The sequence below is a fragment of the Mycolicibacterium anyangense genome (assembly GCF_010731855.1).
In the GTDB taxonomy this organism is placed as follows: Bacteria; Actinomycetota; Actinomycetes; order Mycobacteriales; family Mycobacteriaceae; genus Mycobacterium; species Mycobacterium anyangense.
The window spans coordinates 3371049-3387759 of the sequence record NZ_AP022620.1; the positions used below are offsets into that span (position 1 = coordinate 3371049).

15 protein-coding genes and 1 tRNA gene are annotated in these 16711 nt (G+C 67.5%); 8 read left to right on the top strand and 8 right to left on the bottom strand.

All coding sequences use genetic code 11. From position 1 onward, the window contains the following. Window positions 1-164: 164 nt before the first annotated feature. The 3 genes from G6N35_RS15885 (at window position 165) to G6N35_RS15895 (ending at window position 2686) form a co-directional block, all read left to right on the top strand. On the top strand, window positions 165-1295 hold the full coding sequence (locus G6N35_RS15885; protein ID WP_163805118.1) for an NDMA-dependent alcohol dehydrogenase: 1131 nt from the start codon (window positions 165-167) through the stop codon (window positions 1293-1295). Window positions 1296-1306: 11 nt separating this feature from the next. After that, the gene (locus tag G6N35_RS15890) at window positions 1307-1735 is read left to right on the top strand and encodes a nuclear transport factor 2 family protein (RefSeq protein WP_163805119.1); all 429 of its coding nucleotides are present in this window, start codon (window positions 1307-1309) and stop codon (window positions 1733-1735) included. A 114-nt stretch (window positions 1736-1849) separates the two neighbouring features. Continuing rightward, window positions 1850-2686, top strand: coding sequence for an SDR family NAD(P)-dependent oxidoreductase (locus G6N35_RS15895; protein WP_163807715.1), 837 nt, complete (start codon window positions 1850-1852; stop codon window positions 2684-2686). Window position 2687: 1 nt separating this feature from the next. Here G6N35_RS15895 and G6N35_RS15900 read toward each other — a convergent pair whose 3' ends face one another. Both G6N35_RS15900 and G6N35_RS15905 read right to left on the bottom strand, forming a co-directional pair. Then, on the bottom strand, window positions 2688-4673 hold the full coding sequence (locus G6N35_RS15900; RefSeq protein WP_163805120.1) for a glycosyltransferase family 39 protein: 1986 nt from the start codon (window positions 4671-4673) through the stop codon (window positions 2688-2690). Continuing rightward, window positions 4670-5899: a bifunctional glycosyltransferase family 2/GtrA family protein gene (locus tag G6N35_RS15905; RefSeq protein WP_163805121.1), complete on the bottom strand. Its 1230-nt coding sequence runs from the start codon at window positions 5897-5899 to the stop codon at window positions 4670-4672. The genes G6N35_RS15900 and G6N35_RS15905 overlap by 4 nt, the downstream gene beginning before the upstream one ends. A gap of 117 nt (window positions 5900-6016) precedes the next feature. Between G6N35_RS15905 and G6N35_RS15910 the strand changes: the two genes are divergently transcribed. Then, a complete protein-coding gene (locus tag G6N35_RS15910) occupies window positions 6017-6421 on the top strand; it encodes an HIT family protein (protein WP_163805122.1) in 405 nt (134 codons plus the stop codon). A gap of 19 nt (window positions 6422-6440) precedes the next feature. Here G6N35_RS15910 and G6N35_RS15915 read toward each other — a convergent pair whose 3' ends face one another. Both G6N35_RS15915 and phoP read right to left on the bottom strand, forming a co-directional pair. Beyond that, window positions 6441-7889 carry a sensor histidine kinase gene (locus G6N35_RS15915; protein WP_163805123.1) on the bottom strand — a complete coding sequence of 483 codons (1449 nt, stop codon included), beginning with the start codon at window positions 7887-7889 and terminating at the stop codon, window positions 6441-6443. A 38-nt stretch (window positions 7890-7927) separates the two neighbouring features. Continuing rightward, window positions 7928-8647 (bottom strand): two-component system response regulator PhoP, encoded by a 720-nt coding sequence (phoP, locus tag G6N35_RS15920; protein WP_163805124.1) that lies wholly within the window; start codon window positions 8645-8647, stop codon window positions 7928-7930. 126 nt (window positions 8648-8773) lie between these two features. Here phoP and G6N35_RS15925 point away from each other — a divergent pair, with 126 nt between their 5' ends. The 3 genes from G6N35_RS15925 (at window position 8774) to G6N35_RS15935 (ending at window position 11501) form a co-directional block, all read left to right on the top strand. After that, on the top strand, window positions 8774-9514 hold the full coding sequence (locus G6N35_RS15925; RefSeq protein WP_163805125.1) for a hypothetical protein: 741 nt from the start codon (window positions 8774-8776) through the stop codon (window positions 9512-9514). Between the two features lie 46 nt (window positions 9515-9560). Beyond that, window positions 9561-9632 (top strand) — tRNA-Thr (locus G6N35_RS15930). 108 nt (window positions 9633-9740) lie between these two features. Next, window positions 9741-11501, top strand: coding sequence for an Ig-like domain-containing protein (locus tag G6N35_RS15935; protein WP_163805126.1), 1761 nt, complete (start codon window positions 9741-9743; stop codon window positions 11499-11501). A gap of 9 nt (window positions 11502-11510) precedes the next feature. On the opposite strand, the gene G6N35_RS15940 is transcribed toward G6N35_RS15935, so the two are convergent. From G6N35_RS15940 to G6N35_RS15950, 3 genes are all read right to left on the bottom strand, one after another. Further along, on the bottom strand, window positions 11511-12812 hold the full coding sequence (locus G6N35_RS15940; protein WP_163805127.1) for an ammonium transporter: 1302 nt from the start codon (window positions 12810-12812) through the stop codon (window positions 11511-11513). A 95-nt stretch (window positions 12813-12907) separates the two neighbouring features. Beyond that, window positions 12908-13408: a DUF427 domain-containing protein gene (locus G6N35_RS15945; RefSeq protein WP_163805128.1), complete on the bottom strand. Its 501-nt coding sequence runs from the start codon at window positions 13406-13408 to the stop codon at window positions 12908-12910. 39 nt (window positions 13409-13447) lie between these two features. Next, window positions 13448-13759 carry a hypothetical protein gene (locus G6N35_RS15950; RefSeq protein ID WP_163805129.1) on the bottom strand — a complete coding sequence of 104 codons (312 nt, stop codon included), beginning with the start codon at window positions 13757-13759 and terminating at the stop codon, window positions 13448-13450. Window positions 13760-13900: 141 nt separating this feature from the next. Here G6N35_RS15950 and G6N35_RS15955 point away from each other — a divergent pair, with 141 nt between their 5' ends. Next, a complete protein-coding gene (locus tag G6N35_RS15955; RefSeq protein WP_163805130.1) occupies window positions 13901-15478 on the top strand; it encodes an LCP family protein in 1578 nt (525 codons plus the stop codon). 8 nt (window positions 15479-15486) lie between these two features. Here G6N35_RS15955 and G6N35_RS15960 read toward each other — a convergent pair whose 3' ends face one another. Continuing rightward, window positions 15487-16317: an SDR family oxidoreductase gene (locus tag G6N35_RS15960; protein WP_163805131.1), complete on the bottom strand. Its 831-nt coding sequence runs from the start codon at window positions 16315-16317 to the stop codon at window positions 15487-15489. Window positions 16318-16711 lie beyond the last annotated feature (394 nt).

Here is a 16711-nt window from a genome sequence, read left to right on the forward strand (position 1 = left end):
CTCGACGCCTGTCAACAATGCCGCCCCGCGGTATACGGTGGGGTGACACAGGTCATAATGGCCTGCAGAACAGGAACACGTTCTACTTTGTCCTTGATCGACCATCCGGCGACGCCGGCTCCCCGGGAAAACCCTGGGGATGGGTTTGCGAGTGGAGGTTCGCAGTGAAGACAAAAGGTGCACTCATCCGTGAGTTCAACCAGCCATGGACGATCGAGGAGATCGAGATCGGCGACCCGAAGAAGGGCGAGGTCAAGGTCCAGATGGAAGCGTCGGGCATGTGCCACTCCGACCACCACCTGGTGACCGGCGGCATCCCGATGTTCGGCTTCCCGGTGCTCGGCGGCCACGAGGGCGCCGGTGTCGTGATCGAGATCGGTGAGGGTGTCGAGGGCGTCGCCGTCGGCGACCACGTGGTGATGTCGTTCATCCCGTCCTGCGGCACATGCCCGTCGTGTCAGGCCGGTCTGCGCAACCTCTGCGATCTCGGCGCCGGCCTGCTGGCGGGCACCGCCATCTCCGACGGCACCCACCGCATCCACACCACCGACGGCCTGCCCGTCTTCCCGATGACCCTGCTGGGCACCTTCTCGCCGTACATGGTGGTCCACGAGTCCTCGGTCGTACCGATTCCCAAGGACATCCCGTTCGAGGTCGCCTGCCTGGTCGGCTGCGGCGTGACCACCGGCTACGGCTCGGCCACCCACACCGCACAGGTCAAGCCCGGGGAAGACGTGGCGATCGTCGGTGTCGGCGGTGTCGGCATGTCGGCCCTGCAGGGCGCGGTCAACTCCGGTGCCCGCTACGTCTTCGCCATCGACCCGGTGGAATGGAAGCGTGACCAGGCGCTCAAGTTCGGCGCCACCCACGTCTACGAGGACATCGAGTCCGCGATGGCCGGTATCGCGGAGGTGACCCAGGGCTTCATGGCCAAGAAGGTCATCGTCACCGTCGGTGAGGTGCACGGTGCCGACGTCGACAACTACATGAACATCACCTCGAAGTCCGGCACCTGCGTGATGACAGCCATCGGCAGCATGCTCGACACCAACGTCAACCTCAACCTGGCGATGCTCACCCTGATGCAGAAGAACCTGCAGGGCACCATCTTCGGCGGCGGTAACCCGTACTACGACATCCCGCATCTGCTCTCGATGTACAAGGTCGGCAAGCTCAACCTCGATGACATGATCACCCGGCAGTACCGCCTGGAGCAGATCAACGAGGGCTACCAGGACATGCTGGACGGCCGCAACATCCGCGGCGTCATCCGCTACACCGACGAAGATCGCTGATCCGAATCGTCATGTCGCAAAAGACAACCGAGGCTTCTCCCGCGCTGGCCGCCTCCCAGGCCTCGTGGCGTGCGGTGATGTCGCACGACCGCGAGGGCTGGCTGGGCCTGATGGCCGACGATGTGGTGATCGAGGACCCGATCGGCCAAGCCGTCACCAACCCCGACGGTCTGGGCGTGCGCGGCAAGGATGCGGTCGCGGCGTTCTACGACACCAACATCGCCATCAATAACCTGCGGGTCACCTGCGAGGAGACGTTTCCCTCCAGCTCACCGCGGGAGGTGGCCCATATCCTGGTGCTGCGCAGCCAGTTCGAAGGCGGACTGACCAGCACCGTCCGCGGGGTGTTCACCTACCGGGTCAACGACGCGGGCCTGATCACCAACATGCGCGGCTACTGGAACATGGAAGGCATGCAGTTCGGCCAGGCGGTTCAGTGACGCTGGCCGGAGGTGGCGCGCCAGCGCCGACGGAGGCCAGGGGCAACTGGGACCGCCTCATGTACCAGGCTCCGACTGACGGTGAGTGACGGGCCGCTCGCCGGTTTCGGTGTCGTGGTCGCCGGAGGGTCGCGCGGGATCGGTGCGGCCGTCTCGGCCACGCTCGCCGAGTGCGGTGCCGGTGTGGTGGTCAACGGCCGCGACGCCGTTGCCGTCGAAGCGACCGTCACCGCGATCACCGATGCCGGCGGCCGAGCCGTCGCGCATGCCGGATCAGCTGCCGAACCCGAGGTTGCCGAGGAGCTTATCGCTCTGTGCGAGAACGAGTTCGGCGCCATCGATGCCCTGGTGAACTGTGCGGGAACCGCGGAACCGCCGGGGTCGTCGATCCTGGACATCACCGCAGAGCAGTTCCGCGATCTCATCGACGTGCATCTGGGCACGGTCTTCGCCACCTGCCGGGCAGCGGCACCGAAGATGGTGGCGCGTCAGCGCGGTGCGATCGTCAACACCAGTTCGTTCGCGTTCCTCGGCGATTACGGTGGGACGGGCTACCCGGCAGGCAAGGGCGCGGTCAACGGCCTGACCGTCGCGATCGCCGCCGAGCTCGCCGAGCACGGGGTACGCGCCAACGTGGTGTGCCCGGGAGCCAGGACACGGCTGTCCACGGGGACCCAGTACGAGGAACAGATCGCGACGTTACGCCGTCGTGGCATGCTCGACGAGGTCAGCGCTCAAGGTGCACTGGATGCCGCACCACCGGAGTACGTGGCACCGATGTACGCCTATCTCGTCAGCGATCTGGCCGCCGGAGTGAGCGGCCAGATCTTCATCGCTGCAGGCGGTTTCGTCGGCCGCTTCGACCGGCCGTCCCCCAGCCTGCTGGGCTACCGGGATCACCACGACGCGCCGCCGTGGTCGCTCGACGATATCGCCGCGATGCTGCGCTGAGCTAGCGGCTCAGGTCGTAGATCTCGGTTCGGCCGACCCGTATCGGGGTGAAGTTGCGTTGCACCCACTGCTGAATCAGGGCGTTGGTGTCCAGATGGCCCCACTTGTCCTCGTGGATGGGGTTGGTGACGATGAAATAGTGGATCCGCTTGGCCAGCGTCAGACGCAGGAACTCATCGGGTGCCGGCGCGGGATCGGTGCCGTTGAATCCGCCGACGGGCATCACCGGGTGTCCGGTGGCGAGCTGATAGCCTGCGGCACAGGTTGATCCGATGGTCGCCGCCACCCAGGTGTAGGAGTTCGCGTCAGCGTCCAGCAGTGCGACGATCTCCGGATCGGGAATGCCGGAGTCCAGTAGTGAGCACCCCACCAGATGGGTGTTGTGACCGGAGGCGCCCGCGGGCAGCAGGAAGCCCGGGCCCTTGACGACGGTGACCTGGGCACGCGGGACCACCGCCACCCCCTTGGTCATCGCGGTCACGAAATGCGGTAGCGGGCCGGCGATCGGCAGCGCCCCCGAATTACCGTGGGCCACCGTGGCCAGGCTGTACGCGGTGGGGCCGCCGAGCAGGACCACCGCGGCCAGCCCAGCAGCCGCGTACCGGGTCGGGCTCCGCATGGCCAAGGGCGCACCGACCGCCAGCCAGCACACCAGCGCCGCTCCGGCGACAACGATCGCCCAGCGCAACCACGGCTGGAAGTCGGCGGACCCGGCCAGCGTGCGGTAGGCGGTGAGTACAGTCAGCGTGACGGCAACCGTCAAAGTCACTCTGGCCCAGATGGTTTCGCGGTGCCGCCAGCCGATCACGCTTCCGATCCCGGCGAGCGCGGCGATCGATGGTGCCAGCGCCACGGTGTAATAGGAGTGGAAGATCCCGGCCATGAAGCTGAACACGAGTGCGGTGACCACCAGCCACAGCGCCCACACCAGGACCTCGGCCCGCAGCGGATCGCGCCGCGGGGCGCGGCCGCGCCAGATCAGCAGCGCCGCCGCGAACACCAGCGCCGCCGGAAGCAACCAGCCGATGCCGCCGATCTGCGCCGGCTCGAACAGCCGCGCGATACCGGGTTGCCCCCACGGATGGGTGGCGGTCCGGCCGCCGGGGTGAATCGAAGAACTCACACCAAGCCCTGACACACTGCCCGGCTCGTCACCATTGAGACGGCCGAAACCGTTGTAGCCCAACGTCAGTTCGAGGATCGAGTTGTGCTGCGTCCCACCGATCCACGGCCGGTCACGGGCCGGCCACAGTTGCACCAGCAGCACCCACCACCCGGCCGCGGCCAGCGCCGCGACAAGCGCAGCACCCAGCTGCCACAGCCGGGTCAGTAGCGTCCGCGGCCCGCTCACCAGGTAGCCGATCGCCAACGCGGGCAGCACCAGGGCGACTTCGAGTTGTTTGGTCAGATACCCCAGTCCCACGAAGGCACCGCACAACAGCAGCCAGCGCAACCGGCCGTCGTCGATCGCCCGCAGCATGGCCCACACCGCGGCGAGCATGAGCAGGATCAGCAGTGCATCGGGGTTGTTGTAGCGGAAGATCGACACGGCCACCGGTGTCAGTGCCAGCACCAGACCGGCGAGCAGACCAGCGGTCTCACCGGACCGCCGTCGCACGGTGTCCCACAGCAGCGCCACCGACGCGACGCCCATCAGGGCCTGCGGTACCAGGACGCTCCACGGGTTGAGGCCGAACGCCCGGATCGCCAACGACGGAAACCACAGTGCCAGCGGCGGTTTGTCGACGGTGATCGAGTTGGCGGCATCCGAAGACCCGAACAGGAAGGCTTTCCACGAGACCGAACCAGCCTGTGCTGCAGCCGAATAGAACGAGTTCGCCCAGCCCGAACGATCGAGGTGCCAGATGTAGAGCACTGCGGTGCCGGCGAGCAGCACCAGCAGCGCCCATCGCTGCGACGACACTCGCGGCCGGTTGGTGACGGGCTCGGCGCCCTCGACGGCGGGTCGCTCGGCGACGACCGTCATCGCGCCCTGCCGAATACCTGACGCAGCGCCAGGAACCTCACGACAGTTGCGATCAGATTGGCCACCACGAGCACCGACAGCTCCACCACCTTGTCCACCGTGGGGTCGAAACGGTGCAGCAGGTACAGCGATCCACTGGTGATCATCAACCCGAATCCGAAGACCAGGAGGCCGTGCAGGTGGTGGCGTGCGACGCCGGCGCGGCCACGGATGCCGAAGGTGAAGGCACGGTTGGCGGCGGTGTTGAGCAGCGCCGTCACCAACAGCGCGGTGAAGTTGGCGACCTGGGCCTTGAGTTCCTCGTGCAGCGACAGGTAGAGCAGCGCATAGGCGATCGTGCTGGCGATGCCGATCAGGCCGAACCGCACCAGTTGACCCACCATGCCGCGGGGCACGCCGGGCACCAGCGGTTCGCGGCCCAGCGCCGCCTGCAACTCCCGCAGTGGCAGCGCACCGGAGGCCAGCGCCCGTCCTACCCGCCAGCAGCCACGCAGGTCTTCGATTGCGGTCCCGACGATGTCGACCCGGGAGTCGGGATCGTCCACCCAATCGACCGGCACCTCGTGGATGCGCAGCCCGGCGCGCTCGGCCAGCACCAGCAGTTCGGTGTCGAAGAACCAGCCGGTGTCGACCACCAGGGGCAGCAACTGGCGCGCGACATCGGATCGCATGGCCTTGAAGCCACATTGGGCGTCCGAGAACCGGGCGCCGAGCACGCTGCGGAGCAGCAGGTTGTATCCGCGGGAGATCACTTCACGTTTTGCCCCGCGCACCACCCGCGAGGACGCCGCCAGTCGGGAGCCGATCGCAATGTCGGAGTGTCCCGAGACCAACGGCGCCACCAACGGCATCAGCGCCGACAGATCGGTCGACAGGTCGACGTCCATATAGGCGACCACGTCGGCAGGTGAGGACCTCCACGCCGTAGCCAGCGCGCCACCGCGACCCTTGGCGTCCAGATGCAGCACGTCGACATCGGGGAGCTCACCGGCCAGCCGGTGCGCCACTGCCAGGGTGTCGTCGGTACTGGCGTTGTCCGCGATAAGGATTCGGGCCCGATACGGCACCTCGGTCGACAGGTACTCGTGCAGTCGGTGCACACACTCGGGCAGATCGCGTTCCTCGTTGTAGACGGGCACGACGATGTCGAGGACGTAGTGAACCGGAGGGGCCCCTGCGGAGCTGGGCTGAGCAGTCGTCAACTCGCCCGGCAAGGTGTCGGCCATAGCGACGATGCTGTCGTGCCCAGCTGCCACCGGACTGGGCCGGGTCTGGGGGCTTGCTGTGAGCTAGCCGTGTGCTGGCCAGCAGCGCCGCCGAGCGCCTCTCCTATGCTTGGGCCCATGGCGTCAGTCTTCACCATGATCATCAACCGTGAGATACCCGGTCGTTTCGTGTACGAGGACGACGACGTCGTCGCCTTCCTGACGATCGAGCCGATGACCCAGGGCCACACGTTGGTGGTGCCGCGCACCGAGGTCGACAAGTGGCTTGATACCGAGCCCGAGTTGCTCAACAAGGTCATGGCGGTATCGCAGAAGATCGGCAAGGCCGTGTGCGCCGCCTTCGGCGCCGACCGCGCTGGGCTCATCATCGCCGGACACGAGGTGCCGCATCTGCACGTGCACGTCTTTCCGGCCTACGGCTTGTCCGACTACGGCTTCGCCCATGTCGACCACAATCCGTCACCGGAGTCACTCGACGAGGCGCAGGCCAAGATCCGCACGGCGCTGGCCGAACTCGGCTGAGCCGGCCCCGCGAACCGGATCAGCCGATGGCTGCGGGCACATCGGCTGCCGGGACATCGGCGATGCGCGGCAGGCTCACCCGGAAGCAACACCCCTGCCCCGGCGCAGTCGTCACCGTGACCCGGCCGCCGTGGGCATAGACCAGCGAATCCACGATCGACAGCCCCAGTCCGGTGCCCCCGCTGGAGCGGGCCCGCGAGGAGTCGGTTCGGTAGAACCGCTCGAACACCCGCTGCGCGTCTTCCTGCGTCATACCCGGACCTTCGTCGGCGACCTCGAGCACGGCATCGTCGTCGGCCGTCCCCACCCGCACGGTGATCCGCGCCGTTTCCGGGGTGTGCTGCAACGCGTTGGCCACCAGGTTGCCGAGCACCTGACGCAGCCGGGCCTCGTCACCGAGCACCTCGGGCGTGCCCGGGCCGTCGAACACCTCCATGGTGATGGTGCGCCGGGGGGCGATCGACTGCGCGTCGTGAACCGCGTCGGTGGCCAGTGCCAGCAAGTCGACCCGCCGGCGTTCCAGCGGGCGTTGCGCATCCAGTCGGGCCAGCAGCAGCAGGTCGTCGACGAGCAGGCCCATCCGCCGGGACTCACTCTCGATGCGCGACATCAGCATCTCGACGTCCTTGGCCGCCCCCTGGCGATACAGCTCGGCGAATCCGCGGATGGTGGTCAAGGGGGTACGCAGTTCATGGCTGGCGTCGGTGATGAACCGGCGCATGCGTTCCTCGGACATCCGGGCATGGTCGGCAGAAGCCACCGATGAGGCCATGGCACTTTGGATCTGGGCGAGCATGCCGTTGAGGGCGAGTGACAACCGGCCCACCTCGGTACGCGGATCACGTTCGGGCACACGGCGATCCAGCTCTCCGGCGGCGATCGCTGCGGCGGTGCGCTCGACTTCGACCAGGGGGCGCAGGCTACGGTGCACCACCCAGTAGCCGACCACGCCGAGAATCACCAGCACGGCGGTACCGATGGCGACCTGCGACCAGGCCAGCGACCGCACGGTGGACTGCACATCGGACAGGTCGACGGCGACAGTGGTCAACTCGCCGCTGGGCCCGCGCACCGACACCGCACGCCACTGCACGGCCGACCTGTCCAGCGAACCGATGGTCACCGGCACCGGGCCGACATCGTTGTCGTCGGGCAGGTCCGGTTCGGCGTCGCGGTCGTTGACCGCCATCCAGACGTTGCCGTCGGTATCGACGCCGCGCACGTAGAAGTTCGACGGCGGGCGGGCCGGGTTGGGGCCTTCGTCGGGCGGCGGCATGCTGCGGCGCGGGGCCTGGGCCCAGCCGCGCGAGGCGTCGATCAGGGTTTGGTCGGCGCGGTTGATGAGGTCATGCCGCAGCGTCGAGGTGACTGCGACACCGGAGGCCAACAGTCCGAGGCCCACCAACAGCAGCATGGCTGCGACCAGGCCGACCCGCAGTGGCAGGGCACGGTGATACGGCGGTGGCATCGCCCCATTGTCCCCGCGCCGCAGCGCGGAGCGCCGGATTATCGCGGCTCCCGCAGCACGTACCCGACCCCGCGCAGGGTGTGCAGCAGCCGCTTCTCGCCGGTGTCGATCTTGCGACGCAGGTACGACACGTAGGACTCGACGACGTTGACGTCGCCGCCGAAGTCGTAGCGCCAGACGTGGTCGAGGATCTTCGGCTTGCTCAGCACGGTGCCGGCGTTGATGACGAAGTAGCGCAGCAGGGTGAACTCGGTCGGCGACAGCGAGACGGGTTCGCCGGCCTTCCACACCTCGTGGGTGTCCTCGTCGAGTTCGATGTCGGCGAACGTCAGCCGGGAGTTGCGCGGTTCCTCGACGCCCTTTCCGGCGCGGCGCAGGATCACCCGCAGCCGGGCCACCACCTCTTCGAGGCTGAACGGCTTGGTGACGTAGTCGTCGCCGCCGAGGGTCAGCCCGGCGATCTTGTCCTGCAGGCTGTCGCGAGCCGTCAGGAACAGGGCAGGGGCGTCGATACCGTCGGCGCGCAGCCGGCGCAGCACTCCGAACCCGTCCATCCCGGGCATCATCACGTCGAGGATCACCGCGTCGGGCCGGACCTCCCGGGCGCGGTCGAGCGCCGCAGGTCCACTGGATGCGGTGTGTACCTCGAAGCCCTGGAACTTCAGGCTGACCGAGAGGAGTTCGACGATGTTGGTTTCGTCATCGACGACCAGGACTCGTGCCTCGGGCTTGGTTTCGGTGGTTACAGGTGCGGCCATGCTGTCAATTTCCTCTTACGATGGTGAAATCCCGCTGCCAGGGGCCTGTGGACTTCCTGTGAGTCGTGATCACGTACTTCAGTGATACCGCCGGTCCCGCATTCTCGCCAGTCCTACACTTGTCCGATGGACCTGGCAAAAACGCTGGTAGGGCTGGCCACCACACCGGTCAAGGTGGGTCTGGCCGCCGCCGAGGCGGGCTTGGACGTCGCCAGGGCGGGCCTCGACCTGACCAGACGGACGCTGGGGGAAGCCGGCATGTCCAGCACGCCGAACTCGGTGGCGCAGATGTTCGGCCTCGAAGACACCGTCGCGCGCGCCAACAAGATCGCCCAGCTCCTCGACGATGACGCTCCCCTGGGCCGGGCGCTGGCACCGGACGGTCCGCTGGACCGACTGATGCGTCCGGGTGGCCTGATCGACCGGATCACCGCCCAGGACGGGTTGCTGGACCGGCTGACCGCCGAGGGCGGCGGCCTCGAGCGGGCGCTGGCGCCCGGCGGGCTGGTGGACCAGTTGCTCGACGAGGACGGCCTGATCGAACGCGTGCTGGGCGAAGAAGGTCTGGCCGACCGGCTGCTGGCCGAAGGCGGTCTGGTCGAGAAGCTGACGGCGCGCAACGGACCGCTCGAACAGCTGGCCGACGTCGCCGACACGCTCAACCGATTGGCACCTGGCCTGGAAGCACTCGCACCGACCATCGAGACGCTGCGCGAGGCGGTGACCACCCTGAGCCTGGTGGTCAACCCGCTGAGCACTATCGCCGACCGGATCCCGATCCCCGGCCGCCGCCGCTACACCCCGCCGCAGCCGGTCGCCTCCGAACGGGTCCGCAGCGACCGGTTGGTCCGCGACGAAGACGAGTAGCCACCCGATAGTCTGTTAGCGGCCCGCTCACCTGTGAACGGGTCACGCCTCCTTAGCTCAGTGGTAGAGCAACGCTCTTGTAAAGCGTAGGTCGTCAGTTCAATCCTGACAGGGGGCTCTTGACCGCCCGTTTCCCCGTCTAGGGCGAGTGAGCCGGCCCCGCACCCTAAAATCAACGCCACCGCAGATACCGATCTGCGCGGAGGCGGGGAAGGCGGGTAGTGCGATGTCGACACCCCGGATCAGCGTTCGGATCGGCGCAGCGGCGTTCGCTGTCGGGTTGTCACTGGCCGGACCGCAAGCCCTTGGTATCGCGGCAGCCGACGGGCCAGACCAGGATTCCGGATCGAGCTCCGCGGGTCCGGCGAAGTCCGGCACAGCCACCGGCCACTCCGCTCGATCAGCCCGCACCTCGGCTACCACTGCGCCCGGGTCGGCATCGGCCGGCGAGCCCTCCAGCGCGGGCGCGGCACGGACCACGGCGGGCACCACCGTGAGCACCCGCACCGTGGTGGGTCGCCTGCCGGCCACCGGGCGCACCGGGCGGGCACCGGCCCCCGAGTCCGCCGTCAGCGACTCCGGGCCGTCGAGCCCGAACAGTAGCGCCGTCTCGACCGCCGCCCCCGGCACCGCGACCACCGTCGTCACCGTCTCGGCCACCCCGAGCCCGAGCGCCCCCACCGCCGCAGCAGCGCCGGTCGCAGACGACATCGGTGCGCTGCGCGTGCCGAGTGCGGCAGCTTCTGCGTCCTCGATCACCGACGTCTTCACCAACCTGGTGAACTCGGTGGGCTCGCTGTTCGAGGGCATCGGCCTGCTGGTGCGCCGCACCTTCTTCAACCAGGCGCCCACCGTCGCACCCGTGCAGACCTCGGGCCAGACCGGCGGAGTCATCAGCGGCAGCCTCAATGCCGTTGACCCAGAAGGCGATCCGATCGTCTACGCCATCACTCAGACCCCCCACTACGGCAGTGTCACAGTCGATTCCGCGGGAAACTACGTCTACACGCCGGGCACCGGGTTCGGCGGCGTGGACGCGTTCACCCTGTCGGCCACCGACACCGGGTTCCACATCAACCTGCTCGACCCGCTGCGTTCGGCGAGCACCGGCGCGCTGGTCTCGGTGACCCAGAACGACACCGCGATCCGGGTCGCGTTCAGCTTCATCTTCGGCTCCGGCTCGCAATACTGGTCGAGTGCGGCTCGTGCCGCGCTGCAATCGGCGGCGATCTACCTGTCCTCCACCATCAAGGCGCCGCAGCCGGTGACCATCACCTACGACGTCACCGGGCAGTACTCCTTCTTCACCTCGGAGCTCGCGTCGGCGGGCAGCGACCTGATCTCGTCCGATCCGGGCTTCTACAACACCGTGGTGCAGAAGAAGATTCAGACCGGAGTGGACTCCAACGGCGCAGCGGCCGACGGTCAGATCTCGTGGAACTTCAAATACTCGTGGGCCTACGGCGATTCGGTGGCGCCGGGCCAATACGACTTCCAGTCCACCGCCCTGCACGAATTGGTACACACCCTGGGCTTCCTGTCGGTGATCGACAGTGCAGGCAACAACACCGGCAACAACTGGACCACCTACGACGGCTTCGTCGTAACCGCCAACGGCACCCATCCGATCGACAGCAATTTCACCTGGCTGTCCGCCTATGACTCGTATCTGACCGGCGGCAACCAGGGCCTGTACTTCGGCGGACCCAATGCGATGGCGGCCAACAACGGCCACCCCGTCCCGCTCTACACGCCCAGCCCCTGGGAATCCGGCAGTTCGATGTCGCACCTGGACGACACGAAGTTCACCGGTTCCAATGCCAAGCTGATGAACGCCGCCACCGACACCGGCCTGGGGGTGCGGACCCTGAGCCCGATCGAGATCGGCATCCTCAAGGACCTCGGCTACGACATCTCCGATCCGCCGCAGAGTGTGGCGCTGATCGTGGTCGGCTTCGCCTTCCTCCGGCGCCGCAAGCGCCGCTGACGGCCGGGCTCAGTCCTCGTCGGGGCGCTCGGAACGGGGCCGACCCTCGCCGAACAGGGGCCGGCGCACCGGCTGATGACCATGCACACCTTCGGCGTAGGCGGTCTCGGCGTGCTGGGCGAAGTCCACTCCGGCCATCTCGTCCTCGGGACTGAGCCGGAAGCCCATGGTCCGGTCGATGAGCTTGGCCAGCCCGAAGGACATCGCGAAGGCGTATGCGGCGACCACCACCATCGCCAGCGCCTGCTTGCCGAGCTGGGCCAGACCGCCACCGAAGAACAGTCCCTGCGGGCCGCCCGTCATGACGGCGGTGGCCAGGAAGCCGATCAGCAGCACACCGACCACTCCGCCGACGAAGTGCACACCGACCACGTCGAGGGAGTCGTCGTAGCCGAAGCGGAACTTCAGACCGATCGCGAACGCGCAGACGACGCCGGCGGCCACCCCGACGATCGCGGCACCCAGCGTGTTGACCGTTCCACACGACGGTGTGATGGCAACCAGGCCGGCGACCACCCCGGAGGCGGCGCCGAATGTCGTGGGCCTGCCGTCGCGAATCTGCTCGACCGACAGCCAGCCCAGCATCCCCAGGCACCCTGCGACCAGGGTGTTCAGGAAGATCGCCGCAGCCGCACCGTTGGCGGCCAGCGCCGACCCGGCGTTGAAACCGAACCAGCCGAACCACAGCAGTCCGACACCGAGCAGCACGAACGGAAGATTATGCGGGCGCATGGCGTCGACCTTGAACCCGATCCGGGGCCCCAGGACCAGCGCCAGTGCCAGTGCCGATGCCCCGGACACGATCTCGACCACCAGCCCACCGGCATAGTCGAGCACACCGAGCTTGAACAGCCACCCACCGGGCGACCAAACCCAGTGCGCCACAACCGAATACACCACGACGGACCAGACGGGGACGAATACCATCCACGCCGCGAAGCGGGCCCGGTCGGCGATGGCGCCGCTGACCAGCGCCGCAGTGATGATCGCGAAGCTGAGCTGGAAGGTGGCATACAGCAGTTCGGGAACCGAACCGTGCGGGGTACTCGAGTCGATACCGGCCATCCCGAGATGTGACAGATCGCCGATGAACCCGCCCGCGCTGTCGCCGGAGAACGCCAGCGAGTAGCCGACCAGCAGCCAGGTGACGGTCACCAGTGGGATCGCGATGAAGCTCATCATGATCATGTTCAGCACACCGGTGGTGCGGACCATGCCGCCGTAGAAGATGGCCAGCCCGGGCGTCATCAAGAGGACCAGGGCGGTGCTGGTGAGTAGCCAGGCGGTGGCGGCGGGATCGATCGAATTCAAGTCCGGCTCCTTCGACGGTCCCGACGAGAATGTCGGCGTGGTGTTTCCAACAGGCGGCATTTGTGTTTCTGCCGTGTTTCACGCCGGGCCGGCGCTCACCAGCCCATCGAGCCCGGGACGCCCTTGAAGGGCCCGACGATCCAGCTGGTGATCCAGCCACCGTAGAAGCCGCCGGGCTGGGGCTCGACGGTCTCGCCGTTGACGGTGCAGCGATCCACCTGCCCGGCCATGACCGCGATCGCGCCGGCGATCGACTCGAAACCGCGCGTGGGAGCCGGGTAGGTCCAAGCCGCCTGTGGCGCGGTACGCGCCTCGGTGACCAGGTCGTAGTAGCGCGCCTGCCCCTTCCACTCACACCACGACGAGCCCGGCGCATCCCGAAGCGCGCCCGGGGCGAACGCCTCCCGGGGCAGGTAGTAGGTGGGCGGGTGACTGGTTTCCAGGACCCGCCAACCGCGGTCGGTCGAGGCGATCACGGTGCCACCGAGTTCGACGGTGATCGTGCCGTCGAAGGGCTCGAGGCGAGGTGGCCTGGGGTAATCCCATACCGACTCCTGACCGGGGCCGGGGGGTTGTGCGGGTGGACGCATGCTCATCCCTCGACGATACGAAGACGACCAGGCCCCGCCGCGGCCTTACCGCGGAGTGGGGCGCGGCAGGATCGGCCCGCCGTTTCCGCCGCCGTTCCCGCCGCCCCAGCCCGGATCGATGATGATCGACAAGCCGCCGTCGTAGCAGTACGGGTCATAGTCACAGGGATAGGGCACGTACGGACCGGCGGTCGGCGGTGGCGGCTGGCCACTACCTCGGACCTGCCCTTGGGCACAGACCGTGGCGCCACCGGAGTTGACGCACTCGGCCCCGGCGGTCGCAGCCGCGGGCAGTGCCGCGGCGAGCAGTCCCGCTGTGATAAACGCCGCTGTCCAGCACCTCGAGAGTGTCCCCATGGCGGCGCCTTCCGACATCCCCTGCAAAGCCCTGATCTGGGCAGGAGCGTACTGCAGACGACCGGGCGCGGCGGGCGTTCGCACCCAAGCCAACCAGGACTAGCTGCGAGGCCGCCAGCAAGTGACCTCATACTGGCGAGCATGAATCCGACGCCACCTGCGCCGGCGGCCGCTGCGGGCAACCGCCACGGCCGCCATCGGGGTGGCGCGATGACACCGGTGCGGCGGGCGGCGCGTATCTTGCGCCGAGTTCTGATCGCAGTGGTGTCGGTGCTGGTGGTGACCGGAACCGGGGTGGCCTACTCGCAGGCGCACGGACTGCTCGGCGGCATCACGATCTCACGTGCACTCGGCTCGGACGAGCCGCGATCCAGCGGTGGCGCGATGAACATCCTGCTGATCGGTCTGGACTCGCGCAAAGATCAGGACGGCAACGAACTGCCCGACGAGGTTCTGGGCAAATTGCACGCCGGCGACTCCGACGCGGGCGGCTACAACACCAACACGCTCATCCTCGTTCACATCGGGGCCGATGACCGGGTGGTGGCGTTCTCGATCCCGCGCGACGACTACGTCGCCGTCACCGGGATCAAGGGCTACGACCACATCAAGATCAAAGAGGCGTATGGCCTGACCAAGTTCGAGACCGAGCAGAAGCTCGTCGACGAAGGGATCACCGACCGCGCGCAGCTGGAGAAGGCCGGCCGGGAGGCCGGTCGCAAAGCGACGCTGCGCGCAGTGCGCAATCTGACCGGTCAGCCCATCGACTACTTCGCCGAGGTCAACCTCGCGGGCTTCTACGATCTGGCCGAGAGCCTCGGTGGCGTCGAGGTCTGTCTGAATCACGCTGTGCACGACGACTATTCGGGCGCGGATTTCCCTGCGGGCCGGCAACGCCTCGACGCCGCACAGGCGGTGGCATTCGTGCGTCAGCGCCATGGCCTGGAGAACGGCGACCTGGACCGCACTCACCGTCAACAGGCCTTCCTGCTCTCGGTCATGCACGAACTACAGCAGTCCGGCTCGTTCACCGACATCGAGAAGTTCCGGGGGCTGATGGACGTGGCCCGCAAGGACATCGTGCTGTCGGAGGGCTGGGGAGAAGACCAGTTCCGCCGGATGGCGGCGCTGGCCGGTGGTTCCGTCGAGTTCCGCACCCTGCCCGTGGTGCGCTACGACAACATCAACGGCCAGGACGTCAACATCATCGACCCCGCGAAGATCCGCGCGGAGATCGCCAACGCCATCGGTACCGGCACGACGACCACGACCACCGCAACGACCAGCGCGCTACAACCCCTGCCGCCGATCAACCCGCTGACATCGGTCACCGTGGTCAACGCCAGCGAGACGGCAGGGCTTGCCGCCCAGGCCGCCGCCCTGCTGGGCAAGAAGGAGTTCACCGTCGGTGCCGTCCGCGACCGGGAATCCGGCGAACCCGTCGACACCGTGATCACCTACGGACCAGGAGCGCAGACCGACGCCCAATCGGTGGCCAGGATCCTGGGAATCGACAACGCACCCCAGGCCAACAAGGCACTGGCGGCCGATCACATTCAGGTGATCCTCGGCGACGGCTATGACACGCCGACCGAGCAGCCCGCCGAGGAACAAGCAGCCGACACCACAAGCGCGCAGGGCTGGTACGGAATGACCACGACGCCGACGCCCGATCAGGGCAAGCCGATCGACGGCGGCGGCATCCCCTGCGTCAACTAAAAGCGCGGCTAGACGACGCCCCGCAGGCCGTCGGCACCATAGGCCGGCTCCAGCATGGCGGAGTAGTCCGGACCGCGGCGCAGGCTCTGCCCGCCGTCGACCCCGATGATCTGGCCGGTGACCCATTGCGCGGCATCGCTGAGCAGGAACAGCGCCGTGTTGGCGACGTCGTCGACCTCGCCGGGCCGGGGCAGCGGTGTGCACTCGGCGTAGTCACCGCTGATCTCCGGCGAGTCCAGGACCAGTTGCACCAGTTCGGTGCGGATCAGCCCGGGGCGGATGCCGTTGACCCGCACCCAGGACGGGCCCAGTTCGTCGGCGGCCAGCTTCACCAGATGGTCCAGACCCGACTTGGTCACCCCGTACGGGCCGAACCAGCGGTGGGTGTTGCTGGATGCGATCGAGGAGATTCCCACGAACGAACCGCCACCGCCACGCACCATCTCGCGGGCGGAGTGCTTGAGCACGTACATCGAGCCGTTGATGTTGAGGTCGACCGTCGCCCGCCAGGCTTCGGAGTCCATCTGGGTGATCGGTCCGATGGTCTGCGAACCACCCGCGCAGTGCACAACGCCGTGCAGCCGGCCGTTCCACTCCGTCGCTGTGGCCACTGCGGCGGCGATCTGGTCCTCATCGGTGACGTCAGCGGACTGGTACCGCACATCACCGGCCGGTGCGTTGGCCTTGATCTCCTCGGCGGTCGCCGCCAGCCGCTCGGCACCGCGGCCGACGATCAGAACGCGGGCACCCGCCGCGGCGAGACCCTCGGCAACCCCCTTGCCGATTCCGCTACCGCCGCCGGTGACCAGGTACGTCCGATCCTCGAACGAGAGCTGCACGCCGCACTCCTCACAGAAAAACTGGAACAGGTTTCACATATCGAACCATGACGAGCCGGCGGCGAAAAGAGGTCGTCCCGGTCCCGCCGCGGCCGCCGACCAGCGCCACCCAGATCGCTTGCAGCGAACACAGGGAAGGCACAGTCACGCCGCCGGGAACGGCCTCTGCAACCCCGGGGGCATCTCCGGTCACAGGCTCAAAACGGTCTGAAGAATGGCCGCAGTGCGCAATGCCATGGTGGGCCATGCGGTAATTCGGGAATCTGCACCATGCCGGAACAGTGTCGAAACCGGTTAGCTCCGAGCAGCTCAGACCGCATTTCGTCGGGCTGGCGTCGGGCCCCGAATTCGCGGCAGAAGTTATTGACTGTGTTGTAACACACGCCAGGTTACG